This is a genomic window from Aestuariimicrobium ganziense (assembly GCF_015352975.1).
Taxonomy (GTDB): domain Bacteria; phylum Actinomycetota; class Actinomycetes; order Propionibacteriales; family Propionibacteriaceae; genus Aestuariimicrobium; species Aestuariimicrobium ganziense.
In genome coordinates this window covers 266877-292347 of record NZ_JACYIZ010000005.1, presented here as the reverse complement: position 1 = coordinate 292347, position 25471 = coordinate 266877, and the positions used below count along the sequence as shown (strand labels likewise).

Here is a 25471-nt window from a genome sequence, read left to right as displayed (position 1 = left end):
GCCCCTGCCCGCCGCGGCAGGTGTCGGTCAACCGATCGGCTGGGCGCGCACCACCCGGCTGACCGGCACGACCAGCTGCCCCGCACCGCGGCGCACCAGCCGCACCTGCCCGCCGGCCAGGGTGAGCACCCGCACCGTGGCACTGCGCTGGCGGCCCTGGTCGTCGACGTAGTCCAGGTCGAGCCAGGACGCGTCGCGCTGACCCGAGGCCAGTACTTCGACGAGGTCGGCCTGGGCCCGGCTGGCCCCCTGGCCGGCGTGCAGGGTGTTGACCAGCGCCCGCAACTGGTCGGTCGACGGTGTGCTGGGACGAGGTGCCACCCCCGGCGTGGGCAGTCGCCGCGCCGGTGGACGGTGCAGGGGTTCGCCGGTGCGTCCCTCGGCGATCGGGGCATGGCCCAGCTCGCGCAGGGCGAGCACCAGCTCCTCCGGTTCGGCGTCGGAGGCCAAGACGGTCGGGGCCAGCCTGACCACACCGAGCTCGGCGGCCCGAGGATGTCGAACCAGGGCCTCAGCGACCGCCTCGTCGTCCACTCTGACCACGCTGCTGGTGGCCCGCACCCTGATACGGCCGTGCTGGCGGGCGACGTCGTCGAGCAGGTAGGCCAGTGGCTGGGGGAGCGTGGTGGACGAGTGCTCGTCCAGCCAGACCCTCAGCTGCTCGACCGACCAACCGGCGTCCAGGGCGCGGCGCACCGACGCTGGCGTGAAGCGGTGCACACTCGCAGGCCCGGGCGACTCCCGTTCGGTGACCAGGGCCAGCGTGCGGGCCACCTCGAGGGTCAACGGGCCGGGGGAGACCGCGGTCAGGTCGGACTGCACCAGGAACTGGGTGCCGGCCGCCGGGAAGCCCGGGTCCTCGGTGGCCTCCCACAGGCTGGTGCGCACGCCCAGTGCCGACAGCCCCAACCGGTCGGCGTCCTGCAGCACCGCGGTCGCCACCCGCGCGACCTCGTCGACCGCGAGGTGGGGATGACGCCACAGCACCCGCTCGGTGAGCGTGGCCGCATCGACCACCATCCCAGCCGGGGCCGAGCGCAGTTCGTCGACGCCGGCGCGACGGATCCGGTCGTGGTCGGCGAGTTCCACCCACGCCTCGACCAGGCTCGCCCACCGGCTGAAGCCATCAGCGGCAGCCCAGGTGTCGAAGCGGGTGGTGGGCAGCCACGCCGAGGCCGACGAAGTGATCAGTCGCAGCCGGCCCAGCAGCGCGACCAGCAGCTCTGCCAGACCCGCGTCGCCCACCACCTCGGCCAGGGTGGCCTGGTCTCGCCGACTGATGCCGCCGGTGGCCAACGGGCGAGGAGCCATCGCTCCCAGTTCGTCGGCGAGCAGCACCGCGGTCGCCGCCAGGTGCACTGCGGTGCCGAGCCCTGCGTCCTCTGCCAGCGGGGACGAGGTGCCGACCGGCCAGTCGGGCGGACGGTCGTCCACGCGCTGCTGGAACAGTCGCCCCTCGCGCACCGCCAGGCTGACCTCGCGCGGCAGCACCACGTGGTCGTCGTCGCTGGGCCGCAGCAGGCGCCTCGCCAGCAGCCGTTCGACCGGTGACTGGGCTTGGGCGAGGTCGAGGGTGCGGGTGGCGTTGCTGACGCGACCGACCGGGCAGTCCCAGGTGAGCCGGTCGAGCACGGCGCGTTCCTCGTCGTCCACCTCGGCCAGCAGGGTGGCCACCTGGTCGGACGACAGCGGGGTCGGTGAGTCAGGTGCCAAGCCGGCGGGGTGTGGGCCCAGCGCGATCCTGGCGGCGGAGACCAGCCGCAGCTTGGTGTCAGGCCCCCAGAGCAGCGCTCGGGCACGCAGGGCTGCCACCGCCCTCGCGACCGCCCCGCGGTCTGCCTCGAGCAACGCAGCCAGGTGGCGCACAGAGATGGTGTCGAACGCGGCAGCGCCGGTCGCCACTCGGCGCTGCCAACGGTCCAGACCCTCCAGCGCGAGTCTCACTGAGGCGGGTGAGGTGGCGCGTTCGGCGACCTCACCGGTCGAGGAGGGGCGGGGGTGGGCCAGGTCGGGCCGTGCCCGCAACAGCGCGGTCAGTGCCTCGGCGTCCAGGCCTCGGATCACGTCGGCAATCGATCGGGGCGCGCCCTCGGTCACGGTGCGTCCGGCCCGGGTCAGGAGGGGCGCTTCGCCTGGGAGGCGAACAGGTAGGTGAGCACCAGCAGCACCATGCAGCACACCTGCGACCAGATGTTGATCGCGTCGAGCGGGTCTCGGGTCTGGTTGAGGAACAGGCCGCCGATCAGCGCCACCGAGGCGGCGATTCCGTGGATCTGCTGCAACCGGTTGCGGGCCACCTTGGTGCGCGTGGTCAGGACGATCGCCGCGATCAACAACAACCCTGACAGCGGACGAATCAGCACCCCAGCGGCCAGCACCGCGAACAGCGGCCAGCCGACCGACCTGATCACCGAGAGGGCTTGGTTGAGGGTGGGATTGGACGACTGCAGTCGTCCGCCAGGGGCGGGTGGGCCGAAGGTGCCCGGCGCTGGGGCACCGATCGCGGGCGCGACCGGGGTGCCGGTCGGGGGGGCGAACTGGGCGGGGCTGCCGCTGGGTGCACCGAAGGGCTGGTCGGGCTGCCAGGTGCTGACCGCCATCGGGGCGCGCGGGTTGAACGTCGGACCGGCCTGGGCGTGGGCGGCGCCCCAGGCTGCGGAGCCGTCGCTGATGTGCTCGGACGCGCTGTCGAACGCGACCATGGGGTCGCGACTCGGGCCGGTCGCCGGCACCAGCGCCTCCAGCGGAGGAACGGGCGTGGGGTTGGGCTGGAAGGTGGCCGGGTGCTGCAGCGGGGCGCCAGCGGCCAGGTCGAGGCGTGGCGGCGGTGTCTCCAACGGTTCGGCGCGGGGGGTCGCGAAGCCGTCCGGTCGTTCGAGGGGTGCGTACTCAGCCCCATCGCGCCAGTCAGCCATGCCGACCAGTCTAGGACGTCTCAGGGCATGCATCCCGGCTGCGCGGTTCGGGCCATATCCGTGGCCGCCCGCTGCCGGTGCGGCTACGGTCGGGGCGTTGGGGCCAAGCCACACCAAGGAGGTCGCAGTGGAGGTCATCATCTGCTCCAGCGGCGAGGACGTCGCCAGGATCGCTGCGGAGCGCATCGTCGACGCGATCGCGGGCCGGGACGAGCCCGTCCTGGGGGTGGCCACCGGGTCGTCACCGCTGACGATCTACGCCGACCTGGCCCGCCGGATCGATGCCGGTGAACTCGACCTCAGCCGCGCCCACGCCTTCGCCCTCGACGAGTACGTCGGGCTGCCCGCCGACCATCCCCAGTCGTACGCCGCCACCATCAAGGCCACGGTCACCGAACCGCTGCGGATGGACCCGTCACGGGTGCACGTGCCCGACGGCATGGCCGACGACCTGATCGCGGCCTGCGAGGACTACGAGCAGGCGATCGTCGCCGCCGGCGGCATCGACGCCCAGATCCTGGGCATTGGCGCCAACGGCCACATCGGCTTCAACGAACCCACCAGTTCGTTCACCTCACGCACCCGGATGAAGACCCTGGCCGAGACCACCCGCGTCGCCAACCAACGCTTCTTCACCAACGGCGTCCCGGTGCCGGTCCACTGCGTCACCCAAGGTCTGGGCACGATCATGGAGGCGCGCACCATCGTCCTGGTGGCCATGGGGGAGGGCAAGGCCGAAGCGGTGGCCCAGGCCGTCGAGGGCCCGGTCTCGGCGATGTGGCCAGCGTCGGTGCTGCAGTTCCACCGACGCGCCAGCGTCATCGTGGACGAGGCCGCTGCCGGTCGTCTGGCGCTGGCCGACTACTACCGCGACACCTGGGACCGGCTGCCGGCGCACCACCGCGCCGACGGCTAGGCACCTGGCGGTTCGACGGATCGCTTCAGTCGGTCTCGGCCTGGAAGCGCTCTGCGCGTTGCAGGGACTCCTCGGCACGCGCGCGAGCCCGCTCGGCGTCGCTGAGCGCGTGCTCGGCGAGCCGCACGTGGCGAGGCACTGCGGGCTCCGAGATGGTGACGCCCTGCCTGCTCAGGGTCAGTCGCTGCCCGGCAAACCGGGCGATCAGCATCGCGGTGACCATCGTCATGATCAGCAGCAGCCCGCCGATGATGACCAGGGTGTCGCGCCCACCGATGCGCTGCACCACCGCACCGACCAGTGGTCCGGCCAGCGACATGCCGCCGAAGACGATCAGGGTGTACAGGCCCATCACCCGGCCGCGGGCCTCTGGGTCGACTGCGAGCTGCACCAGGGCGTTCGACAGCAACTGGAAGGTCAGCGAGACCGCGCTCAGCGCGGCCACCATGGCGGCGAACACCATCCATCCCGGGCTCATCGAGGCTGCCAGCAGGATGACCGCGAGAGCGGCCAGCAGGGCGGTCAGCCATCGCAGCCGAGGCTTGGTCGACACCCGCGCCGAGACCAGGGCGCCGACGATGCAACCCACGGCGCCGACCGAGTTGAACAGCGAGTAGCCCTCGACCCCGGTGCCGAACTGACGGTTGGCCATGTCGGCGTAGATCAGCGGCATGTTCAACGCGAGCAGGGCGAGGATGGCCGCCAGCACCATGGTCCAGCCGATCTCGGTGGTGTCGCGCATCGAGGCCAACCCCCGGCGCAGGCTCACGGTTCGGGCCGCGGTGGGCTCGGGGTCCTTGGTGGGGATGCGCCACAGCAGGGCGATGGTGATCGCGCAGCCCAGGCCGTTGGCGGCGAACGCCCACCCCGGGCCCAGCGAGGCCACGACGGCCGCGCTCAGGCCGGGGCCCCAGAAGCCGGCCAACTGGAAGGCGATGGAGTTGAGTGACAGGGCCTGCCCGATGTGCGGACCGGCGAGCTGGGCGATGGTCGAGGCACGGGCGGGCTGCTCGATCACCTGCATCATGCCGGTCAGGCCGGCGGCGACGAAGATGTGCCACGGCAGGATCGTCCCGCTGATGGCCAGCACCGCCAAGGTGGCGCTGACCGCCACCATGCCGACCTGTGACAGCACCAGCAGGGTGCGTACGTTGAACTTGTCGGCCAGCACGCCGCCGTAGAGACCGAAGACCAGCAGCGGCAGGAACTGCAGCGAGGTGGCCAGGCCCATGGCGGTCAGGTCTCCGGTGAGTTCGAGCAGCAGCCAGTCCTGGGCGATGCGGCTGATCCACCACCCGGTGGCGCCCTGCATCATCGCGATGACGTAGCGGGGGTATCCGGGGTTGCCGAGGACGCCGCGACGCCACAGGGGGACGCGTGCAGTGGCGGGTGGGGCAGGGGGGAGGGTGGATGCAGTCATGGCTACGAGAGCCACGCTAGTGGAAGGGACCGGCCGGAGTCGTCCGATCTCGTGCGAGCCTCGACGAATCTGTTGGGAATGCCCGGGTGCGGCCGATAGGCTTGTCGGACGACCGCTGCCGGGTGACCGGCTGACACAGGAGAGTTCTGGTGCCCATCGGCAAGGTGCGTTTCTACGACGCGGAGAAGGGGTTCGGTTTCCTCACCAAGGAGGACGGCGGGGATGTCCACATCCCCTCCAGTGCGCTGCCGCCCGGCGTAACAACCCTCAAGCCGGGGCAGAAGGTCGAGTTCGGCGTCGCCACCGGCCGCCGCGGCGAGCAGGCGCTGTCGATCCAGCTGATCGATGCCCCGCCCTCGGTGGCCAAGTCGCTGCGCAAGAAGCCCGACGCCATGGCCCCGCTGATCGAGGACCTGATCAAGATGCTCGACAGCGTCGGCAACGGCTACCGCCACGGCCGCCACCCTGACGCCAAGCACGCCGGCAAGATCGCCCAGGTGCTTCGAGCGGTCGCTGACGAACTGGACCTGTCGAGTTGAGTACCCCCAGCCTCACCACCCCCAGCACCACCAGATCGGCGCGAGCAGCCAAGGCGGACGCGGTGACGGCGGCCGCCGTCGACCTCGCCCGTCAGGCCGCCGAGGAGGCTGCCGCCGACTTCGGCGTCGGCGAGCACCTCGGCGTCGTGGTCGAGGGCGACCGGGTGGTCACCCACCTGTTCGCCTGCCCGCACCCGGCCTACGTCGACTGGCGCTGGGCGGTCACCCTGGTCCGGGCGTCCCGTGCCCGGATCCCGACGGTCAACGAGGTCGTCCTGCTGCCCAGCGCCGACGCGCTGCTGGCCCGCCCGTGGGTGCCGTGGACCGACCGCATCCAAGCGGGGGACCTCGCTCCCGGGGTGCTGCTGCCGACCCCTGACAACGACCCGCGTCTTGAGCCGGGCTTCACCGGCGCCGACCAGGCCCCCGACACCGACCCCGCCGAGGCCGCGATGACCCGTGTCGTGGTGGCTGAGCTCGGGCTGGGCCGCGAGCGGGTGCTGTCGCGTGAGGGACGAGAGCTGGCGGCCGACCGCTGGTTGCACGGGAACGGTGGCCCCGAGGTGCCGCTGGCCCGCCAGGCTCCAGCGCCGTGTCGCACCTGCGGGTACTTCGTCCGCCTGCAGGGTGGGCTCGGCACGACCTTCGGTGCCTGCACCAACGAGTTCTCACCCTCCGACGGGCACGTGGTCAGCATCGACCACGGCTGTGGGGGGCACTCCGACGTCGCCGCCGAGGAACGCGGCATCGAGTTGGACGACCCGGTGCACGACACCATCAGCACCGACGACGCGCTGTTCGACTGAAGGGTCGGTTCGACTGAGCGTCAGCCAGGCTCGCGGGCGAACAGCAACGTGAAGGTCGCCGTCACCAGCGCCAACACCCTGACCAGCCTGCTCGCACTGATGGCGTTGCTCGCGCTGGCGTTCAGCGACACTCGACGAGTCCGTCCCACCCGCGTCAGCTGAGGTCGTCGTCCGTTCGTGCCGGTGGCTGGTTGCGACGCCGCGCCACTCGCCAGCGGGTGTAGGCGACACCGGCCAGCCCCAGCATGGTGCCGGCCAGCCCGACCCAGAACCACCAGCCACGGCCCTCGTCCAACCAGGAGCCTCGTCCGAACCACAACACCACCGTGGCCACGGCGAACAGTGCCGTGCCGATGCCGGCGATGCCGACGCCGTCGACGTCCAGGGGCTGGACAGGAGCCTGCGTCAGTTGGTGGTGGGTCTCGGGCACGAGGCCCAGTCTAGGAGCCCAGCAGGGCCGTCCGCGTCTGACAGGTAGTCCGCTGTCGTCGAGGCTGCGCACTGGCCCTAGCATGTCGCCCATGGTCCAGAACTCCCCCAAGGCGGCACCGGCTCCGCCCCCCGGTGCCCCCGTGCAGTCCCTCGACGGCCTCGACCGTTGGTTCCACATCACCGCCCGCGGCTCGAACCGCTCGCGCGAGATCCGAGGCGGCCTCGTCACCTTCCTGACGATGGCCTACATCCTCGTGCTCAACCCGCTGATCATCGGCACGGCCACCGACAAGAACGGCAACCTGCTCAACGGGCAGCCGATGTTCCTCGACGCCGCCAAGACCCAGCTGAACAACGAGGCGATCGACGAGACCAAGCTGATGGTCGGCGCGGCCACGGCGCTGGTCGCCGGTGTGCTCACCATCCTGATGGGTGTCTGGGGACGCTTCCCCGTCGCTCTGGCCACTGGTCTGGGCCTCAACGCGCTGCTCGCCTACACCATCGCCCCGCAGATGACCTGGCCGCAGGCCATGGGGCTGGTGGTCTGGGAGGGCATCCTGATCACCGTCTTGGTGCTCACCGGTGTGCGGTCGGCGATCTTTCGTGCCGTCCCACCGGCACTGCGCACCGCCATCTCGATCGGCATCGGCCTGTTCATCACCCTGGTCGGTCTCGCCGACGCAGGCATCGTGCGCCCCGGCTCGCCACTGCTGAGCTTCGGGGTCAACGGCTCGCTGCAGGGCTGGCCGATCGCGGTCTGCATCTTCGGCTTCCTGCTGCTGATCGGGCTGTACGTCCGCAAGATCAAGGGCGCCATGCTGATCGCCATCCTGACCGCCTCGGTGGTCGGCCTGATCGTCGAGCGGATCTTCCACATCGGCCCCAAGATCGGTGCCGAGAACCCCACGGGCTGGATGCTCAACGTGCCCACGCTGCCCGAGGCCAAGGACTTCGTCACCCCGAACCTGGGCCTGCTCGGCAAGATCGACATGTTCGGCGCCTTCGCCCCCGACGGCCGGTTCAGCATCACCATCTTCCTCGGCCTGCTGCTGCTGGTCTTCTCGCTGCTGCTGGCTGACTTCTTCGACACCATGGGCACCGTGGTCGCGGTCGGCTCTGAGGCCGGGCTGCTCAACAAGGCCGGCAACCCGCCGCACCTGAAGGAGATCCTGCTGGTCGACTCGCTCGGCGCGGTCGCCGGTGGTCTGGGCTCGGTCTCGTCCAACACCTCCTACATCGAGTCGGCAGCCGGCGTCGGCGAGGGCGCCCGGACCGGCTTCAGCTCGGTCGTGGCCGGTATCGCCTTCCTGCTGGCCATCTTCCTCGCCCCGATCGTCAACATCGTCCCCTCCGAGGCCGCCGGCCCGGTGCTGGCCTTCGTCGGCTTCCTGATGATGAGCCAGGTCATCCACGTCGACTGGGACGACGTCGAGGACGGCATCCCCGCGTTCCTCACCATCGTGCTGATGCCCTTCACCTACTCGATCACCGTCGGCATCGGTGCCGGGTTCGTGCTCTGGGTCTTCATCAAGCTGCTGCTCGGCAAGGCCAAGCAGGTGCACCCGTTGCTGTGGGCGGTGGCGATCCTGTTCGTCGTCTACTTCGCCCAGGGCATCCTGTTCAGCCTGCTCGACTGAGGTCCGCCCGTCTGGCTGAGGTCGAGCGCCCGCTGCGCATGCCACTAGAGTTCGACCATGTTTGCGAAGGTTCTGGTGGCCAACCGCGGCGAGATCGCGGTCCGTGCATTCCGAGCTGCCTATGAGCTCGGATGCCGGACCGTGGCCGTTTTCCCTTATGAGGACCGCAAGGCGGTGCACCGGATCAAGGCGGATGAGGCCTACCAGATCGGTGAGGTGGGCCACCCGGTGCGGGCCTACCTCGACATCGACGAGATCATCCGGGCCGCGAAGCTGGCCGGGGCGGACGCTGTCTACCCCGGCTACGGCTTCCTGAGCGAGAACCCCAACCTGGCCGAGGCCTGCGCCGCCAACGGCCTGGTCTTCGTCGGGCCCCCGGCCAGTGTGCTCGAACTGGCCGGCAACAAGGTGCGCGCGATCGAGGCCGCTCGGGCGGCCGGGCTGCCCACCTTGGCCTCCAGCGCCCCCTCGACCGATGTCGATGCCCTGGTCGCCGCGGCCGACGAGATCGGTTTCCCGGTGTTCGTCAAAGCCGTCGCCGGCGGTGGCGGACGAGGAATGCGCCGGGTCGACACCGCCGAACAGTTGCCCGAATCGCTCAACGCTGCCATGCGCGAGGCGACCACCGCCTTCGGCGACCCGACCGTCTTCATCGAGCAGGCGGTGGCTCGTCCCCGCCACATCGAGGTGCAGATCCTGGCCGACCAGCAGGGCAACGTCATGCACCTGTTCGAGCGGGACTGCTCGATCCAGCGCCGCCACCAGAAGGTGGTCGAGATCGCGCCCGCACCGCACATCTCCGACGAACTGCGCGAGGCGCTGACCCGCGACGCGGTCAACTTCGCCCGCTCGATCAACTACTCCTGCGCGGGCACCGTCGAGTTCCTGGTCGAGACCGAGGGACCCCGCGCCGGTCAACACGTCTTCATCGAGATGAACCCGCGCATCCAGGTCGAGCACACCGTCACCGAGGAGATCACCGACGTCGACCTCGTCCAGTCCCAGATGAGGATCGCCAGCGGCGAGACGCTGACCGACCTCGGGCTGTCGCAGGAGACGGTCGCCATCCGCGGCATGGCCATGCAGTGCCGAATCACCACCGAGGACCCCTCCAACGGTTTCCGTCCCGACACCGGGCTGATCACCGCCTACCGGTCCGCCTCGGGTGCCGGCATTCGCCTCGACGGCGGCACCGTCTCGACCGGTGTCGAGGTCAGCGGCCACTTCGACTCGTTGCTGGTCAAGCTCACCGCCCGCGGACGCGACCACCACATGGCGCTGTCGCGCGCCCGCCGGGCACTGGCCGAGTTCCGAGTTCGCGGGGTGAGCACCAACATCCCGTTCCTGCGAGCCGTGCTCGACGACCCTGACTTCGAGGCCGGAGACATCTCCACCTCGTTCATCGACGAGCGTCCCCACCTGCTCACCTCACGGGCCCCGTCGGACCGCGGCACCAAGCTCATGCGCTGGTTGGCCGACGTCACCGTCAACAAGCCCAACGGTGAGGCGCGCACCACCCTCGAACCCGAGGCCAAGCTGCCCGACTTCGACATCAGCGGGCCCGTCCCCGACGGTTCGCGACAGCGGCTCGAACAGCTCGGCCCGGCCGGCTGGGCCCGGTGGTTGCGCGACTCCGACCACGTCGAGGTCACCGACACCACCTTCCGCGACGCCCACCAGTCGTTGCTGGCCACCCGGGTGCGCACCCGCGACCAGGCCATCGTCGCCCCGCACCTGGCGCGGATGGCGCCCGAGCTGCTGTCGGTGGAGTGCTGGGGCGGTGCCACCTTCGATGTCGCCCTGCGCTTCCTCGGCGAGGACCCTTGGGAGCGGCTGGCCAGGCTGCGCGAGGCGATGCCCAACCAGGCGCTGCAGATGCTGCTGCGTGGTCGCAACACCGTCGGCTACACCCCCTACCCCACCGAGGTGACCCGGGCCTTCGTCCACGAGGCCGCCGCCACCGGGGTCGACGTGTTCCGGATCTTCGACGCCCTCAACGACGTCGACCAGATGCGTCCGGCGATCGAGGCCGTGCTCGAGACGGGCACCACGGTCGCCGAAGTGGCGCTGTGCTACACCTCTGACCTGTCAGACCCGGACGAGAAGATCTACACCCTCGACCACTACCTGCGTCTGGCCGAACGGATCGTCGAGGCCGGGGCGCACGTGCTGGCGATCAAGGACATGGCCGGACTGTTGCGCGCCCCTGCCGCGCGCACCCTGGTCAGCGCCCTGCGCGAGCGGTTCGACCTTCCGCTGCACCTGCACACCCACGACACCGCCGGGGGGCAGTTGGCCACCCTGCTGCGGGCGATCGATGCCGGCGTCGACGCGGTCGACGTGGCTGCTGCGCCGATGTCGGGGACGACCAGCCAGCCCTCGGCCTCGTCGCTGGTGATGGCCCTGCAGCACGGCCCGCGCCAGACCCGACTCAATGCCCGCCACGTCGCCGACCTCGAGCCCTACTGGGAGGCGGTGCGCCGGGTGTACGCGCCGTTCGAGTCCGGCCTGCCCAGCCCCACCGGACGGGTCTACACCCACGAGATCCCCGGCGGGCAGTTGTCGAACCTTCGCCAGCAGGCGATCGCCCTGGGTCTGGCCGACCGGTTCGAGCAGATCGAGCAGATGTACGCCGCCGCGGACAAGATCCTGGGACGCCCCACCAAGGTCACCCCGAGTTCGAAGGTCGTCGGCGACCTGGCCCTGCACCTGGTCGCTGTCGACGCCGACCCGGCCGAGTTCGAGGCCGACCCGCAGCGTTTCGACATCCCCGACTCGGTGATCGGCTTCCTCAACGGTGAACTCGGCTCACCGGCGGGTGGCTGGCCCGAGCCGTTCCGTTCGAAGGCCCTGGTCGGACGCCGTCAGCCGCCCCGGCTCACCGAGGTGGACGAGGCTGACCTCGTCCTGCTCGAGCAGCCCGGACGCACCCGCCAGGAGACCCTGAACCGGTTGCTGTTCCCCGGACCGACCAAGGAGTTCCAAGCCGCCCGCGAGGAGTTCGGCGACCTGTCGCAGATGCCGACGATTCCCTACCTGTTCGGCATGAAGCCGGGGGAGGAGTCGCTGGTCACCATCGACAAGGGCGTCACCCTGATCGCCGCGCTCGAGGCGATCTCGGAGCCCGACAAGAAGGCCAAGCGCACGGTGATGTGCACCCTCAACGGACAGTTGCGGCCGGTGCGGGTGCGCGACCGCTCGATCAAGGCCGAGGTGCAGGCGGCTGAGCGCGCCGACATCACCAACCCCGGCCACGTCTCCGCCCCGTTCGCCGGTGCGGTCACCGTCGTGGTGAACGAGGGCGACCGCGTCGAGGCGGGCCAGCAGGTGGCCACGATCGAGGCGATGAAGATGGAGGCCTCGATCAACGCGCCCAAGGCCGGCACGGTCGAGCGCACCGTGCTGGTCGGCACCCGGCAGTGCGAGGGCGGCGACCTGATCGTGGTGATCGGGGGCTGAGGTTCAGCCCCTGATGTCGTCGCGCCAGACCACGAACAGGTCGGGTGCGGGGCGGTTGAGCTCGGTCGCCTCGGCGGTCCAGCGCGGGATGTCGGCGAGGAAGTCACGCAGTCCCTGGGCGATCGGGCGGTGCGACTCGTCCACCTCGTCGACGACCTGCTCGAGGCTGGCCAGCGTGGCCAGCACGTGCTGGTTCTTGGAGTAACCCACCCGCATGCCGGTGCCGGGGCGGATGGTGAGTTGCGGGTCGTCGGCCATCAGCTTGCGCAGCCCGTAGCGCGACGGCATGCCGGCACGGGCCAGGGCGAAGTCGAGGTCGTCCAGCCCACTTGGCGCGACCGGGGCCGTCCACGTGCCCCAGTCGAGGGCGTCGACCCAGGTGTCGATCACCTGCCAACTCACGTCGACCCGGTCGGGGGCGATGTAGCGGCCGGCGATCAGGTTCTCCCAGTCCGAGGGCAGCGGCATGCCGTCGGGGAACACCGGGGAGTCAGCCGCAGAGCGCTTGAGGAAGGGCCCGAGCTTGCCCAGCAGCCCCCGTTGCCGGTGTTGCGGCGCGGCCACCCGGAACCGCTCGCCGGCCAACTGGCGCAGCGTCCCGGCCAACTCGGTCGAGGCCCCGAACATGTCGCGGATCTCGATGATCGACAACGCGTGCATGCGCAACTCGCCCATGACCACACCGTAATGGCTCCGATGGGCAATGGCAGGTGCAGGGCTAGGCTGTCGGGCGTGGATCCCCGTACCCGACGCCTGATCGTCACCAGCGTCCTGGTGGTGCTCGTGGTCGCCGTCGTGGTCGGGAGCTTGCTGTGAGCCGTCTGCGAGGTCTCGCCACCCGACTCGGCGCCTCGCTGGCGGCAGGCGTGCTGGCCTGGTCGATCGCGGTGAGCCCGGCGTTCGCTGAGGACGTCGACTTCACCGTCAAGGACGCCGGCGAGATCTCGCTCACCGGGCTGGCCCGGGACAGCCGAAGCGACCTCTACTGGATGGTCAAGGGCGCCCAGAACTCCACCCTGGTGGCGGTCAGGGCCGATGGCACGGTCGCGGGCGAACTCGCGCTGGGTCACCGGGTGCTCGACCTGCAGGCGGTCTCGTACCAGAACGGCATCCTGCACGCCGGTGACGTCGGCGGTGAGCGCGACGAGGTCGTCGTGCTGGCGGTCGACAACCCGAGCACCGGCACGGCGACCCCCCGGGTCTACACCCTGCGCTACCCCGACGGCGCCCATGCCTCCGGGGCGATGATGGTCAGCCCTCGCGGCAACATCTACGTGGTCACCATCGGCCCCAACCCCGCCTTCTCCCGGCCGGCCCAGGTGCCGGTCACCGGCGGGGTGGTCGCCCTGCGTCGGGTCGCGTCAGCGCCCGAGGGGGTCACCGACGGCACCTTCCTCTCCGACGGACAGCACCTCGCGGTGCGCACCCCGATCGGGGTGCACCTCTACGACGCCTTCACCTTCCAGCGGGTCGCGCTGGGACCGACCCCCGACCAGGTGCCGGGTGACGCCCTCGCTGAGAGCCTGGACGGCGGCCGCCTCATGGTCGGGTACGGCGGTGCCACGCCGCGCGTCAGTGTGATGGACTACCCGACCGGCATGGTGAGCAGTTCGCCGCAGCCGTCGGTCACCCCGGTGGCCACGACGTCGTCCAGCCCCAGCCAGAGCCCGTCGTCCACGTCCACTGAGCCGACCCCGGACTCGACTTCCGCCCCGGCGACCACACCGCCGTCACGCGCGTCGGGCGCTCGCGGCACACTGGCCGCGATCGGCATCGCGGCGCTGGTGGCGCTGCTGGCCGCAGCGACCACCCTCGTCGGCCGCCGGCGCTGAGCGCCGCGGTTCAGCCGCGACGGACCTCGTCGCGTTCCAGCAGCCAGTCCAGGCAGCGGACGAGTTGGCTGACGTCGTCGGGGTCGATGGCGGCGTAGCAGGCGATCCGCACCTGGTTGCGGCCGAGTCGGCGGTAGGCCTCGGTGTCGACCACCCCGTTGTCGCGAAGGATGGACGAGACCCTGGCCGCGTCCACCTCGTCGGCGAGGTCGATGGTGCAGACGACGGGGGAGCGCAGTGCTGGGTCGGTGACGAACGGGGTCGCCAGCGGATGCGCCTCGGCCCAGGCGTACAGCTGGTCGGAGCTTCTACGGCAGCGTGCCGCGACCGCGTCGATGCCGCCGAGGTCGAGCATCCAGTCCAGCTGGTCGGCCAGCAGCACCAGCGTCGCCAACGCCGGGGTGTTGAGGGTCTGCTGGGCCGCCGAGTTGGACGCGGCGACCGCCAGGCTCAGCGACTCCGGAATCCAGCGAGTCCGGCCCAGTTCGTGGGCCCGCTCGAGCGCTGCCGGTGAGCAGATTGAGAACCACAGCCCACCGTCGGAGGCGAAGTTCTTCTGCGGTGCGAAGTAGTAGGCGTCGATCCCCCCCAGGTCGACCTCGACCCCACCGGCGGCCGAGGTGGCGTCGATGACCACCAGCGCGTCATCGTCGACCCCGTCGGGGCGCACGACTGGGGCGACCACGCCGGTCGAGGTCTCGTTGTGGGCCCAGCCATAGGTGTCGACACCGGCGACCGCGGTCGGCAGGGCCATGCCGCCAGGTGCCACCTCGGTGACCACCGGTTCGCCCAGGAAGGGGGCTCTGGCGGCAGCGACGGCGAACTTCGACGAGAACTCCCCGAACACGCCGTGGGCCGACCGCTGCCTGACCAGGGAGCTGACCGCGACGTCCCAGAACAGCGTGGAGCCGCCGTTGCCGAGCACCACCCGATGCCCCTCAGGGGCTCGGTGCAGCGTGAGCAACTGCTCCTGGATGCGCCCCACCAGCGACTTCACCGGTGCCTGCCGGTGCGAGGTGCCCATGACCGGGTCGGTGGCCAGGCGGGCCAGCGCCTCGGGCCTGATCCTGGTCGGACCACTGCCGAAGCGTCCGTCGGTGGGCAGCAGCTCGGCAGGGATGGTCAGGGTCATGGACCCGATTCTCGCAGGCGGTGCTTCAATGGCGCCATGAGCGACCACGCACCGAACCCCTCCACCCCCCGCACCGACCTGAGGGCCGAGCGGATGGACTACAGCGGTGCCCTGCTGCCCGACGACCTCGCCGGCTTCGACCCGTTCGCCTTCTTCGCGGCCTGGCTCGAGGACGCCTTCGACGAGCAGACCGCCGGGCGCCTGGCCGAGCCGGCGGCGATGGTGATGTCGTCGATCGACACCAGCCACGAACCCGCCCGGGCCACCGCGCGAGTCGTCCTGCTCAAGGAGTGGGACCGAGATGGTTTCGTCTTCTACACCCACACCGACTCGGCCAAGGGGGACCAGATCGGTGACAACCCGGGCGTGGGCCTGCTGTTCTGGTGGCCAAGCCTGATGCGCCAGATCAGGATCGAGGGCGTCGCCCAGCCGGTGTCGCGCGCCGAGGTCGAGGAGTACTTCGGTCAGCGTCCGCGTGGCTCGCAGGTGGGTGCCTGGGCGTCGCACCAGTCTCGCCCGCGGGATTCGCGCGCCGGCTTCGAGGCCGAACTGCACGAGGCCGAGGCCCGCTTCGCCGACGTCGAACAGGTGCCCTGCCCGCCGCAGTGGGGCGGCTATCGCGTGGTGCCCGACCTGTTCGAGTTCTGGCAGGGCCAACCGAGTCGACTGCACGAGCGGGTGCAGGCCGTGCTCGGTGAGGGGTCGTGGACGACCACCCGGCTCGACCCCTGAGCAGCCTCAGGCGAACTCGTTGAGGTCGATGGTGGTGGCCCTGGCCTGCTCGACGAAGGCCTCGAGCACCGCCAGCCGTGGGTCCTTGGTGGGCAGCACCACGTCGTGTCGCAGGTGTTCGAGCACCTCCAGCCGGGGGTCGGCGAAGACCTCGTCGACCGCACGCCGGTCGCCACCGCAGACCACGGCGTCCAACTCCTCGAGCACTGGCAACAGCCGCACCGCCACCTCGGTGGCCGCTTCGCCGAACGCCTTGGCGGCCTGGTTGTCACGTCGCCTGGCGTAGCGTTGCTGCGACCACCCGCCGGCCTTGGTGCGCCCCTGCACGTAGTGGGTGTCGATCTTCGACTCGACCAGGCGAGCACCCTGGGCGATGCCCACCGCGTGCGCGCCCTTGCGCACCAGCACCAGGCCCAGGGTCCGGTCGCGGATGAGGTGGGCCACAACGCCCTCGAGGTCGTCGCAGTCGCTTCGGCCCAGATGGTTCCAGCGGTCGCGCAGAACGGCCACGGCGCCGTCCGGGGCGACCAGTTCCCAACCTTCGGGGTGCGCCTGGACGATCGGGTCACCGTGGCGCTGGGCGTACCCCGCCACCCAGCGTGTCAGGCGCTCGGCGCTGACGCTGACTCGCCGCGGGTGATCGGGGGGCACGGCTACCAGTCTGGCCCACCGGCGGTGTGCGGCACCAGAGTCGGCACCTGTTTGGTGGGTGTGGTCTGATGTGATGGGACACGAGGAGGTGGGTCATGGTCTTGCTCGCGAGCACGCGCGTCGTCACCGGCAACGACACCGGATCGGGCCGCGCGGTGGCGGCTGCGGCCACCTTGAGCATCGAGGACGACCGAATCGTCGAGGTCACCGAAGGCGTGGCCGATGGTGCCACCCTGGTCGATGGCTGGATCGTCCCCGGCTATGTCGACTCCCACAACCATGGCGCGGCCGGCGCGTCCTATGTCGACCCCGACCCCGCGAAGGTGCAGGCAGCGATCGACCACCACCGGCGCCTGGGGGCGACGAGCCTGATCGCCAGCACCGTGACCGAGAGCCGTGACGACGTCATCGCCCAGGTGCGTCAGTTGCGGGCCCTGGTCGAGTCCGGCGAACTCGACGGCATCCACCTCGAGGGCCCCTTCCTGGCGGCCGCGAAGAAGGGCGCCCACAACGAAGCCCTGTTGTGCGACCCCGCCCCTGACTTCGTCGACGAGATCCTCGAGGCTGCCGGCGGCGCGCTCAGCATGATCACGCTGGCCCCCGAGCGTGAGCACGGCCTGGACGCGGTGCGCCGCTTCGCCTCAGCCGGCGTCGCCCCCGCCTTCGGCCACAGCGACGCCGACGAGCGGGTGACCCGCGAGTCGGTCGACGCCGGGGTGATCGTGGTGACCCACCTGTTCAACGCGATGCGCTCGATCCACCACCGCGAACCCGGCCCGATCCCGTGGCTGCTCACCGATGATCGGGTCGTGGTCGAACTGATCTGCGACGGCGCCCACCTGCACCGAGACGTCATCGACATGGCGATCGAGGCGGCCGGCGTCGACCGGGTCGCGCTGGTCACCGACGCCATGGCCGCCACCGGCCAACCCGATGGCGACTACGACCTCGGCAGCCTGAAGGTGCTGGTGCGCCAGGGTGTCGCCCGGCTGGCCACCCCCGACGGCAGCCCGGGCGCCATCGCCGGGTCGACGCTGACCCTGGCCAAGGCGGTCGAGTTCGTCGTCTCGACCGTGGGACGCACCGTGCCCGAGGCTGCGGTGATGGCGGCCACCACCCCCGCCCGGTTGCACCACCTCGACCAGGTGGGCGTGCTCGAACCGGGACGACTGGCCAACCTGTGCGTCGTCGACGACGCCGGGGTGCTGCAACGAGTGATGCGCCACGGTCAGTGGCTCGACGGAGGCCGCCATGAGTGAGCTGATCGACACCACCGAGATGTACCTGCGCACGATCTATGAACTGATCGAGGAGGGCATCGTCCCGATGCGGGCGCGGATCGCTGAGCGCCTGCACCAGAGCGGCCCCACGGTCTCGCAGACCGTGGCCCGGATGGAGCGCGACCGCCTGCTCACCGTCACCGACGACCGGACGATCGAACTGTCTCCCCAGGGGCACGAACTGGCGGTCGCGGTGATGCGCAAGCACCGGCTCGCCGAACGGCTGCTGACCGACGTCATCGGGTTGGACTGGGAACTGGTCCACGACGAGGCCTGCCGGTGGGAGCACGTGATCTCCGACCAGGTCGAGGCCCGCCTGGTCGCCCTGATCGACGACCTTGACGCATCGCCCTACGGCAACCCGATTCCCGGTCTGGTCGCACTCGGGGTCGACCGGCCCACGCCGGAGTTCAGGGCCGGCAATCGTCCGCTGCCCGAACTGATCACCGGGGCGCAGACCTCGACGATCGAGATCGTCCGGATGAGTGAACGCACCCAGGCCGACCCGGACGCACTCGCTGCGTTGGCCGGTGCGGGAGTGCGTCCCGGCGCGGTGGTCACCGCCCGGGTCGGTGGGCTCGGCTACCTGGTGGGGGCGGTCGGCTCGTCCCAGCTCGCCGAGGTGCCGCCCAGCCTGGCTGAAGGGCTCTTCGGTCGGCTCGTCGAGGACTGACCTCGTGGACGCCGCCAACCTCGTCCAACTCGCCCGCGCGCACTGGTACGACGCGGTCGAGTCGATGCTGAGGCGCCAGATCGCGGCGGGCGACAGCTCGCCACACCTGGCCGAGGCCTGTGAGCTGGCCAGCATCGCGCACCGGGTGATGTCGCTGGACGCCGAGGACTTCCACGAGCTGGCCCGGCAGCGCAAGCGCAGTTGGAACCGCGCCCTGGCCAGCTGTGCCTTCCCACACCAGCCGCGCGAACCCCAGCGGGGCGCGCTCGGCTCGTTGGTGCCGCTGTACGAGTTGATGCTCGAGGTGGTCGACCTGCGCGCCGAACGGGGCGAGCCGCAGTCGCTGGTGGTGACCGCCCACCTGCTGGGGGAGTACCTGTGCCAGCTGGGCTGGGAGGAGCGGTTGGGCCACGGTGGAGACCCGCTGCTGATGCGGCGCACCGTCGGCCAGCGATGGGGCACCGACGACCCGCTGTGCCCGCACAGTTCGGCGATGCGCTCGACGGCCCGCCGCTCGACCAACGCCGCCCACGGCGACCAACCGGGGTTCACCCGCTACCTCGACAAGTTCCACTCCCGCCTCGGCGACACCCTCGCCGTCTGTGCGATGAACCACGAGACGATCGGCGCGGGGCAACGTCCCGATGTCGGCCTGACCTGCCCGAACCCCTGCTCCTGGGTGCTCGAGGGCACCCTGGACGAGCGACGTGACCTCGATGCCAGGATGCGGCTCGCCCTGCTCTACCTCGAGTCACCGCTGGTGGCTCTGCGCCACCATGCCCCTGTGGGGCACTTCTTCGGGGTGCCGTCGGTCGCCGAGATCTCCAGGACCTGGGTGACCACCTGGGAGCGGTTGACCCAGCAGTGGCCCGACGGCAGCAACCCGCTGGTGGCCGCGCTGGCCGAGCGCGGCGAGAGCGGCCGCCGTCACCGGGCCGAGGCCGCCGACGAGGCGCTCCCGGGCCTGTCGCTGCTGGTGTCGGTGATTGCCGGCCAGTCGATCGGTGCCGGTCGTCTGCTCGAGGACATCGGTGACGACCTGGTCGAGGCATTGGAGCGCTGGCAGGACGCCTCCTGAGCCTCGGCGTAGGGTGGTGGGCATGCCGACGCACGCGAGTTGGGCGGACTACCTCGCCGACTTCCACGCCATGCGCACCGGTATCACCGAAGACGTACTGTCGAGGGCGATCGCCGGCAACCACACGCCCTACCAGTGGCTGGCCAGGGCGGTCTCGTCCTCGGCGACCACCGTGGTCGACCTGGCCTGCGGGTCGGGGGCGATGACCCGCAAGCTGGTCTCACCCGGTCGCGCGGTGGTCGGGATCGACATCTCAGAACCGGAACTGCGCGAGGCGCGTGCCCGCAGCACCAGCCCGTTCGTCCTGGCCGATGCGCGCCAGCTGCCGCTGCGCGACGAGTCCGCCGATGCGGTCGTCTCGTCGATGGGGCTGGCGGTCGTCCACCGCACCGGCGACATGCTCGCCGAGGTGACCCGAGTGCTGCGCCCCGGCGGTCTGTTCGCCGCGACCGTGCCGACCTGGCGACCGATCAACCGCACGGACATGATGATCGGCGGGCGGCTGGCCGCGATCCTGCGCACCCCACCCAGGTTCCCCGCGCACCTGGAGGTGTCGATCGAGACACTGCTCACCGAACACGGGCTGCGCAAGGTCGAGGACGCCCGTGAGCGTTACCGGTTCACCGTGACCACGGCCGAGGACGCCGAGCTGTTGATCCGTGGCCTGTACCTGCCGACGGTTGGGCCCTTGCGGGTCAAGGCCGCCGCCAAGTGGCTGGCCGACGAGGCCGAGCGTCGCGGTCAGGTCGAGGTGCCGATCCCGATGCGGCGCCTCGTCGCGATCAAGTGAGGGAACAACTGCGGCGCCGGCGCTGTTGACCCAATTGACCGGCCGGCGCGCCCGGCCCCTACAAGACGTCAGGACCCACCATGGCCACCATCGAGCTCACCGAGAGCAACTTCTCCAGCACCATCGACGACAACGACGTGGTGCTGATCGACTTCTGGGCCGACTGGTGCGGCCCCTGCCAGCGCTTCGCCCCGATCTACGAGGACGCCTCCGAGCGCCACGAGGGCGTGGTCTTCGCCAAGCTCGACACCGAGGCCGAGCGTGGCATCGCGTCGGCCCTGCAGATCATGTCGATCCCGACGATCATGGCCTTCCGCGCCGGCTACTTGGTCTTCAGCCAGCCCGGCATGCTCAACGGCAAGCAGCTCGACCAGCTGATCGGCCAGGTCAAGGACATCGACCTTGACGAGCTCAAGAAGCAGGCGGCCGAGCACCAGGCCGCCCAGCAGAACGGCTGAAGCCTCACACCCACCTGTTCGGCGATCCAGCGCAGGGACGAGCGCTCGTCCACCCCCCAGAACCCGAAGTCGAGCACGACGTTGCTGCCCAGTTCAGCGGCCCGCATGCCGATCTCGATCAGCTTGCCCTCGACCAGGTCACGCAGGTGCTCGGGGTTGGCGTCGCCGTAGAGCAGGATCTGCCATTCGTCGGGGGTGAGCCGCAGCGCCGGCCCTTCGGCCTCCAACTGCTTGGCGAGCGTGGTCTTGCCGGCACCGGGCAGTCCGACCACGAGATGGACGATGGGCCGGTGACCGAGTGCTTGCATGGTGCGCTGGAGTCTAGTGGGACACGCTCGTGGCGGACCGATGGGCGGCCCCGGGAGGATTCGAACCTCCGACACATGGTTTAGGAAACCACTGCTCTATCCCCTGAGCTACGGGGCCCGCGCTCGACCAGCGTAGGAGGTGCGCGACCGACGGGCAAAGTAGCCCTCGTTCACAAACTGAGATGCAAACAGTGTCCACGCCGGGAAATCACCACCCCAAAGGGGGGATCTTGGCCCTACACTGCGGTGCAAGAGCGCACTTGCACCGCGATGTCTCCTGGGGGTGGGTAGACGGCTTCGACCCGTGGTGCAGGTGCGCTCCCTCTCGTGCAGCACGCCTCGGCGCCAGGTCATAGGGTGGTCATCATGAGCGACCACGGTTTGGCAGCAGCCCAGGACAAGATGCGTGTAGCCGGGGTTCACCCGGCCGCGATCGAGGTTTTCACCCACTACTACCGCCAGCTCGAGTCCGGGGCCACCGGCCTGATTCGTGAGGCCGACATCGCCCCGATGACCGACCCGCCGATGCTCGAGGACGTGCAGGTCAGCGACGAGCAGGCGCGTGAGGCGCTCTCGAAGACCGTGATCATCCGCCTCAACGGTGGACTGGGCACCTCGATGGGGCTGGACCGGGCCAAGTCGCTGCTGCCGGTTCGCGACGGCAAGAGCTTCCTCGACCTGAACGTGCTGCAGGTGCTGGCCGCGCGCGAGAAGTACGGGGTCAAGCTGCCGCTGCTGTTCATGAACTCCTTCCGCACCCGCGAGGACTCCCTCGAAGTGCTCGCCAAGTACCCCCACCTGGCCGTGGACGACCTGCCGCTGGACTTCCTGCAGAACCAGGAACCCAAGCTGCTCGCCGACACCCTCGAGCCGGTCGAGTGGCCGGCCGACCCCACCCTGGAGTGGTGCCCGCCCGGCCATGGCGACATCTACACCGCGCTCGAGGCCTCAGGCCTGCTCGACCGCCTGGTCGAACTCGGCTACCGCTACGCCTCGGTCTGCAACGGCGACAACCTCGGTGCTGGCCCCAATGCCCAGATCGCCGGCTGGTTCGCCAACTCCGGCGCCCCCTACGCCGCCGAGGTCTGCCGCCGCACTGCCAACGACCGCAAGGGCGGCCACCTCGCCGTGCGCCGCAGCGACGGCCAGCTGATCCTGCGCGACACCGCGCAGACCGCGCCGGAGGAGATGGACTACTTCACCGACGAGTTCCGCCACCCGTTCTTCCACGCCAACAACCTGTGGTTCGACCTGGTGGCGCTGCGCGAGACCCTGGCTGAGCGCGACTCGGTGCTCGGGCTGCCGCTGATCCGCAACGAGAAGACCGTCGACCCCGCCGACAAGACCTCGCCGAAGGTCATCCAGATCGAGTGCGCCATGGGCGCGGCCATCGAGGTGTTCCAGGGGGCCACGGCGATCTGCGTGCCTCGCTCGCGCTTCCTGCCGGTCAAGACCACCAACGAACTGCTGCTGGTGCGCTCCGACTGCTACGAGTTGGACGAGATGAGCCAACTGGTGGCCCAGGGAGAAGCCACTCCGACCATCGAACTCGACCTCAGCCACTACAAGTTGGTCGACGACTTCGAGGCCAGGATCCCCGAGGCACCCTCGCTGCGGCAGGCCACCTCGTTGCAGGTGAACGGCGACGTGACCTTCGGCGCGGGTGTGGTGGTGGTTGGTGACGTCGTGGTCAACGCTGACGAGCCGACCACGATCGCTGACGACACCGTGCTGTCGAGTGGTCAGTGACGCAAGCCCCGACGCCGTCGGGGCCGTGGCCGGCGATCGGCCACGCCCTGACCGGTGAGTGGCTGGCGGCTGGCGACGACCAGCCCTTGGCCGCTGACCTGGTGGCCGACTGGCTGAAGCGGGTCGGCTGGGATGCTGTGAGGCTGCGCGAGCACCGCCAGGTGCTGCAGCAGGCCGAACTGCCGTGGCCGCACCCGGTGCCCGCGGACTGTCGTGGGGGACTGGGGGCTGCCCAGTTCCATGCCCTGCTCGCTGGCGTCAGGGCGGCCTGCGGCGTCGACGGGCTTCAGGCGACCCGACGGGAGGGCCCGGTCGTCCTCGGACCGGCCGAGCGTCGGCTGCTGGACGAAGTGCCGCCCCACCACGGCTGAACTGGCACGGCCCATCGCAGCGAATGGCACGAGGCCCCGACCTGTGGTCGGGGCCTCGTGACGTGATGCGTGTGGCGTGGCCCTCAGGCGCGGGTGCTCAGCAGGTCGCGGATCTCGGTGAGCAGCACAGCCTCGGGGCTGGCCTCCTCGACGACCTCGGGCTCCTTGATGAAGCGCGCCTTGGCGGCCTCGTAGGGCTTGACGATGAAGAAGTAGACGATGAACGCCATGATCAGGAAGGCGACCAGCGCGGTCAGGAACGGGCCGACCGACACCATGCCGCCGGGGGTCCAGTCGTCGAAGTTGGGGGCGCCGCCGGCCTTGGCCAGCGCCTCGATGATGATCTTGGTGAAGGCGGTGACGACCGTCGCGAAGGCGCCGCCGATGATGAAGGCGACCGCAAGCTCGATGAGGTTGCCGCGCAGCACGAACTCCTTGAAACCCTTCATGGTTTCTTTCTCCCTTGATTGTGTGAAGCGGGGGGCCCACTGTGAGCCCAACCACGCACTCCGACGCAACACCGTACCCGCAAGGGTGCGTTCGACCAAAATGCCAGCGCGCAACGAGTGTCGTCAGACCCACATCAACCCCACCTGACCCACCGCGGCAGCCGACACCAGACGGGCCCCGGTCTCGGTGTCGGTCTGCACCAGGACGAGCCCTCGTCCGTCGTCACCGCCGGCCAACGGACCGCCCTGTGCGGGTTGCGGCAGGGCCGCCACCCGCACCCGCGGGGCGAGGACGACCGGTCGTCCCTGCGCGTCGGTGCTCACGACCGAGACCTGGTCACCGACCCGCAGCAGGGTCGCCACCGACGTGTCGCCCAGCCGCAGAGGCACCAGCACCTGGCCCTTGGGCAGGGCGCGACCGGCCTCGACCAGCGACTGCGGGGTGAGCACTTGGCCGCGGGGCAGTGGGGCGATCGCGGTGGCCCCCAGCGCCGCCGACAGGTCAGTCAGGGCGCCGTCGGGCACGGCCTTGACCGGAAGGGCGACCAGGCGCAGGTGGTCGGGGGTGAGCTTCGTCCCTGCAGGAATGACCCCGGCAGCGACCACGACCTCGACCGTCGGCGGTGAGGCGGGGCGCAGCGCCGAGATGGTGGCGAGCACGGCCACGGCGGCGGCCAGTGCTGCGAGCCCTCGCCGGTGCCACCGCACGGCAGTGCCCAGTGAACTGAACAGGTTCCTCACGCAGGCACTGTGGGGGCCGAGCGGGGTCTGGCGTCAGGAATGTCGCTGGTCCACAGGTGGACATCGCCACCTGTGCACAACCCGCTGGGGTCTTGACCGGGTCAGTCGGATGTGCTCGTGGTGCCCGACGAACTGGACGAGTCCGACGAACCCGAGGAACTCGACGAGGTCGACGACTCCGACGACGTCGAGCTCGAGGAGTTGCCGTTCGACGAACTGCTGGTCGACGAGCCGCTGGTCGAGCTGGCGCTGCGTGCGTTGCGCGAGTCCGTGGCGTAGAAGCCGGACCCCTTGAAGTGGACTCCGACGGCGTTGTACACCTTGCGCAGTCGGCCCTGGCAACTCGGGCACTCGGTCAGCGCATGGTCGGTGAACTTCTGGACGACCTCGAGCTGGGAGCCACAGTCGGCGCAGCGGTACTGGTAGGTGGGCATCGCGGACCTTCTTCGTCAGGCCCGCCTCGCGCGGACCGCGGACGAGTCTACAGCCCGACCCGCACCAGCCCGTCCGCCGTCGCCACGGCATCGACGCGTTGGTCGAGGGGGCCGTGCGGCACCGTGTCGGCCAGGTGGTCGGCAAGGGTCCACACCGGCACCCCGGGGCGACGGTGGGGCAGTGCCCGGTCGTACCAGCCGCCGCCCGCCCCGAGCCTGCTGCCGTCGCGGCCGGCGGCCAAGCCCGAGCTGAGCACCAGGTCGACCCCGGCCAGGGCCTCGGCGGGCAGCGCGTCGCCGGCGGGTTCGCCGATGCCCCACAGGCCCGGGCGCAGGTCGTCCACGCGGTCCATCCACGCCCAGGCAGGCTCGCGGCGCGGCACCCCTTCGGCCAGCGGCGTCAGCACCGGCAGCAGCACCTGTTGACCTCGATCCGCCAAGCGGGCGAGCAGGTCGAGCGTGCCGGGTTCGTCCCCGATCGACGCGTAGGCAGCCACGGCACGGAAGCCGGCCGCCGACTCGAGCAGCCACCCGGTGCGGGCCGCGTCCCGAGCGCGCCTCGCCACAGGGTCGAGCGCGGAACGCTCCCGTCGAACCTGATCGCGCAGAACCTTCTTGGCGGCGGCCAGTGCTGCGTCGTCGCCGTGGGGCATGCGCCTATCGTAGGCG

Annotated in this window: 25 protein-coding genes, 1 tRNA gene and 1 pseudogene; 14 read left to right on the top strand and 13 right to left on the bottom strand. The window is 70.4% G+C overall.

The genetic code is table 11. The annotated features are described in order from the left end of the window. Window positions 1-27 precede the first annotated feature (27 nt). Together IE660_RS16440 and IE660_RS11645 are read right to left on the bottom strand one after the other, a co-directional pair. Entirely contained in the window at window positions 28-2064 is a 2037-nt protein-coding gene (locus IE660_RS16440) for a helicase-associated domain-containing protein (RefSeq protein WP_203568522.1), read from the bottom strand. Between the two features lie 50 nt (window positions 2065-2114). After that, on the bottom strand, window positions 2115-2915 hold the full coding sequence (locus IE660_RS11645) for a hypothetical protein (protein WP_203568521.1): 801 nt from the start codon (window positions 2913-2915) through the stop codon (window positions 2115-2117). A 127-nt stretch (window positions 2916-3042) separates the two neighbouring features. Between IE660_RS11645 and nagB the strand changes: the two genes are divergently transcribed. Further along, a complete protein-coding gene (gene nagB / locus IE660_RS11640) occupies window positions 3043-3831 on the top strand; it encodes a glucosamine-6-phosphate deaminase (protein WP_203568520.1) in 789 nt (262 codons plus the stop codon). Window positions 3832-3856: 25 nt separating this feature from the next. Here the strand turns inward: nagB and IE660_RS11635 are convergent, their stop codons facing one another. Continuing rightward, window positions 3857-5251: an MFS transporter gene (locus tag IE660_RS11635; protein ID WP_203568519.1), complete on the bottom strand. Its 1395-nt coding sequence runs from the start codon at window positions 5249-5251 to the stop codon at window positions 3857-3859. A 149-nt stretch (window positions 5252-5400) separates the two neighbouring features. Here IE660_RS11635 and IE660_RS11630 point away from each other — a divergent pair, with 149 nt between their 5' ends. Then, a complete protein-coding gene (locus IE660_RS11630) occupies window positions 5401-5790 on the top strand; it encodes a cold-shock protein (protein WP_203568518.1) in 390 nt (129 codons plus the stop codon). Beyond that, window positions 5787-6596: a DUF3027 domain-containing protein gene (locus IE660_RS11625; RefSeq protein WP_203568517.1), complete on the top strand. Its 810-nt coding sequence runs from the start codon at window positions 5787-5789 to the stop codon at window positions 6594-6596. The genes IE660_RS11630 and IE660_RS11625 overlap by 4 nt, the downstream gene beginning before the upstream one ends. Window positions 6597-6750: 154 nt before the next feature. Here the strand turns inward: IE660_RS11625 and IE660_RS11620 are convergent, their stop codons facing one another. Further along, window positions 6751-7026: a DUF2530 domain-containing protein gene (locus IE660_RS11620; RefSeq protein WP_203568516.1), complete on the bottom strand. Its 276-nt coding sequence runs from the start codon at window positions 7024-7026 to the stop codon at window positions 6751-6753. Between the two features lie 91 nt (window positions 7027-7117). Between IE660_RS11620 and IE660_RS11615 the strand changes: the two genes are divergently transcribed. Next, entirely contained in the window at window positions 7118-8665 is a 1548-nt protein-coding gene (locus tag IE660_RS11615) for an NCS2 family permease (protein ID WP_203568515.1), read from the top strand. A gap of 57 nt (window positions 8666-8722) precedes the next feature. Beyond that, window positions 8723-12124, top strand: coding sequence for a pyruvate carboxylase (locus tag IE660_RS11610; RefSeq protein WP_203568514.1), 3402 nt, complete (start codon window positions 8723-8725; stop codon window positions 12122-12124). A gap of 3 nt (window positions 12125-12127) precedes the next feature. Here the strand turns inward: IE660_RS11610 and IE660_RS11605 are convergent, their stop codons facing one another. Next, on the bottom strand, window positions 12128-12799 hold the full coding sequence (locus IE660_RS11605; protein WP_203568513.1) for a hypothetical protein: 672 nt from the start codon (window positions 12797-12799) through the stop codon (window positions 12128-12130). A gap of 137 nt (window positions 12800-12936) precedes the next feature. Here IE660_RS11605 and IE660_RS11600 point away from each other — a divergent pair, with 137 nt between their 5' ends. Beyond that, window positions 12937-13956, top strand: coding sequence for a hypothetical protein (locus IE660_RS11600; protein WP_203568512.1), 1020 nt, complete (start codon window positions 12937-12939; stop codon window positions 13954-13956). 10 nt (window positions 13957-13966) lie between these two features. Here the strand turns inward: IE660_RS11600 and serC are convergent, their stop codons facing one another. Beyond that, on the bottom strand, window positions 13967-15088 hold the full coding sequence (gene serC / locus IE660_RS11595) for a phosphoserine transaminase (protein ID WP_203568511.1): 1122 nt from the start codon (window positions 15086-15088) through the stop codon (window positions 13967-13969). A gap of 36 nt (window positions 15089-15124) precedes the next feature. Here serC and pdxH point away from each other — a divergent pair, with 36 nt between their 5' ends. Then, complete coding sequence (gene pdxH, locus IE660_RS11590) at window positions 15125-15820, top strand: pyridoxamine 5'-phosphate oxidase (protein WP_203568510.1); 696 nt, start codon at window positions 15125-15127, stop codon at window positions 15818-15820. A gap of 6 nt (window positions 15821-15826) precedes the next feature. On the opposite strand, the gene IE660_RS11585 is transcribed toward pdxH, so the two are convergent. Beyond that, entirely contained in the window at window positions 15827-16471 is a 645-nt protein-coding gene (locus IE660_RS11585; RefSeq protein ID WP_328701940.1) for an acVLRF1 family peptidyl-tRNA hydrolase, read from the bottom strand. Between the two features lie 95 nt (window positions 16472-16566). Between IE660_RS11585 and IE660_RS11580 the strand changes: the two genes are divergently transcribed. The 5 genes from IE660_RS11580 to trxA all read left to right on the top strand — a co-directional run bounded on the left by IE660_RS11580 (window position 16567) and on the right by trxA (window position 20750). Further along, window positions 16567-17730: an N-acetylglucosamine-6-phosphate deacetylase gene (locus IE660_RS11580; RefSeq protein ID WP_203568509.1), complete on the top strand. Its 1164-nt coding sequence runs from the start codon at window positions 16567-16569 to the stop codon at window positions 17728-17730. Further along, a complete protein-coding gene (locus tag IE660_RS11575) occupies window positions 17723-18424 on the top strand; it encodes a metal-dependent transcriptional regulator (RefSeq protein ID WP_203568508.1) in 702 nt (233 codons plus the stop codon). The genes IE660_RS11580 and IE660_RS11575 overlap by 8 nt, the downstream gene beginning before the upstream one ends. 4 nt (window positions 18425-18428) lie before the next feature. After that, entirely contained in the window at window positions 18429-19502 is a 1074-nt protein-coding gene (locus IE660_RS11570; protein WP_203568507.1) for a hypothetical protein, read from the top strand. A gap of 22 nt (window positions 19503-19524) precedes the next feature. Next, window positions 19525-20292 (top strand): class I SAM-dependent methyltransferase, encoded by a 768-nt coding sequence (locus IE660_RS11565; RefSeq protein ID WP_203568506.1) that lies wholly within the window; start codon window positions 19525-19527, stop codon window positions 20290-20292. Between the two features lie 80 nt (window positions 20293-20372). Continuing rightward, entirely contained in the window at window positions 20373-20750 is a 378-nt protein-coding gene (gene trxA, locus IE660_RS11560) for a thioredoxin (RefSeq protein ID WP_203568505.1), read from the top strand. Between the two features lie 11 nt (window positions 20751-20761). Here trxA and IE660_RS15920 read toward each other — a convergent pair. Then, window positions 20762-21058 (bottom strand): annotated as a pseudogene (locus tag IE660_RS15920) (AAA family ATPase); the annotation flags it as partial. 45 nt (window positions 21059-21103) lie between these two features. Further along, window positions 21104-21176: transfer RNA gene (locus tag IE660_RS11555), tRNA-Arg, on the bottom strand. A 248-nt stretch (window positions 21177-21424) separates the two neighbouring features. On the opposite strand from IE660_RS11555, the gene IE660_RS11550 reads away from it, so the two are divergent. Next, complete coding sequence (locus tag IE660_RS11550; protein ID WP_203568504.1) at window positions 21425-22807, top strand: UTP--glucose-1-phosphate uridylyltransferase; 1383 nt, start codon at window positions 21425-21427, stop codon at window positions 22805-22807. Beyond that, window positions 22804-23178 (top strand): hypothetical protein, encoded by a 375-nt coding sequence (locus IE660_RS11545; RefSeq protein WP_328701939.1) that lies wholly within the window; start codon window positions 22804-22806, stop codon window positions 23176-23178. The genes IE660_RS11550 and IE660_RS11545 overlap by 4 nt, the downstream gene beginning before the upstream one ends. Window positions 23179-23261: 83 nt before the next feature. Here the strand turns inward: IE660_RS11545 and mscL are convergent, their stop codons facing one another. The 4 genes from mscL to IE660_RS11525 all read right to left on the bottom strand — a co-directional run bounded on the left by mscL (window position 23262) and on the right by IE660_RS11525 (window position 25455). Then, window positions 23262-23627: a large conductance mechanosensitive channel protein MscL gene (gene mscL, locus IE660_RS11540; RefSeq protein WP_203568503.1), complete on the bottom strand. Its 366-nt coding sequence runs from the start codon at window positions 23625-23627 to the stop codon at window positions 23262-23264. A 123-nt stretch (window positions 23628-23750) separates the two neighbouring features. After that, on the bottom strand, window positions 23751-24368 hold the full coding sequence (locus tag IE660_RS11535) for an SAF domain-containing protein (RefSeq protein ID WP_203568502.1): 618 nt from the start codon (window positions 24366-24368) through the stop codon (window positions 23751-23753). A 101-nt stretch (window positions 24369-24469) separates the two neighbouring features. After that, a complete protein-coding gene (locus IE660_RS11530) occupies window positions 24470-24802 on the bottom strand; it encodes an FmdB family zinc ribbon protein (RefSeq protein WP_203568501.1) in 333 nt (110 codons plus the stop codon). 47 nt (window positions 24803-24849) lie between these two features. Continuing rightward, window positions 24850-25455: a 5-formyltetrahydrofolate cyclo-ligase gene (locus tag IE660_RS11525; protein WP_203568500.1), complete on the bottom strand. Its 606-nt coding sequence runs from the start codon at window positions 25453-25455 to the stop codon at window positions 24850-24852. Window positions 25456-25471: the final 16 nt, after the last annotated feature.

Excerpts from the sequence above, each read along its gene's own strand:
- IE660_RS11525 (WP_203568500.1), bottom strand. The coding sequence starts at position 25,455 with ATGCCCCACGGCGACGACGCAGCACTGGCCGCCGCCAAGAAGGTTCTG.
- pdxH (WP_203568510.1), top strand. The coding sequence starts at position 15,125 with ATGAGCGACCACGCACCGAACCCCTCCACCCCCCGCACCGACCTGAGG.
- IE660_RS11530 (WP_203568501.1), bottom strand. The coding sequence starts at position 24,802 with ATGCCCACCTACCAGTACCGCTGCGCCGACTGTGGCTCCCAGCTCGAG.
- IE660_RS11615 (WP_203568515.1), top strand. The coding sequence starts at position 7,118 with ATGGTCCAGAACTCCCCCAAGGCGGCACCGGCTCCGCCCCCCGGTGCC.
- IE660_RS11575 (WP_203568508.1), top strand. The coding sequence starts at position 17,723 with ATGAGTGAGCTGATCGACACCACCGAGATGTACCTGCGCACGATCTAT.
- IE660_RS11605 (WP_203568513.1), bottom strand. The coding sequence starts at position 12,799 with ATGGGCGAGTTGCGCATGCACGCGTTGTCGATCATCGAGATCCGCGAC.
- IE660_RS11645 (WP_203568521.1), bottom strand. The coding sequence starts at position 2,915 with ATGGCTGACTGGCGCGATGGGGCTGAGTACGCACCCCTCGAACGACCG.
- mscL (WP_203568503.1), bottom strand. The coding sequence starts at position 23,627 with ATGAAGGGTTTCAAGGAGTTCGTGCTGCGCGGCAACCTCATCGAGCTT.
- IE660_RS11635 (WP_203568519.1), bottom strand. The coding sequence starts at position 5,251 with ATGACTGCATCCACCCTCCCCCCTGCCCCACCCGCCACTGCACGCGTC.
- IE660_RS11610 (WP_203568514.1), top strand. The coding sequence starts at position 8,723 with ATGTTTGCGAAGGTTCTGGTGGCCAACCGCGGCGAGATCGCGGTCCGT.
- trxA (WP_203568505.1), top strand. The coding sequence starts at position 20,373 with ATGGCCACCATCGAGCTCACCGAGAGCAACTTCTCCAGCACCATCGAC.
- serC (WP_203568511.1), bottom strand. The coding sequence starts at position 15,088 with ATGACCCTGACCATCCCTGCCGAGCTGCTGCCCACCGACGGACGCTTC.
- IE660_RS11580 (WP_203568509.1), top strand. The coding sequence starts at position 16,567 with ATGGTCTTGCTCGCGAGCACGCGCGTCGTCACCGGCAACGACACCGGA.
- IE660_RS11565 (WP_203568506.1), top strand. The coding sequence starts at position 19,525 with ATGCCGACGCACGCGAGTTGGGCGGACTACCTCGCCGACTTCCACGCC.
- IE660_RS11550 (WP_203568504.1), top strand. The coding sequence starts at position 21,425 with ATGAGCGACCACGGTTTGGCAGCAGCCCAGGACAAGATGCGTGTAGCC.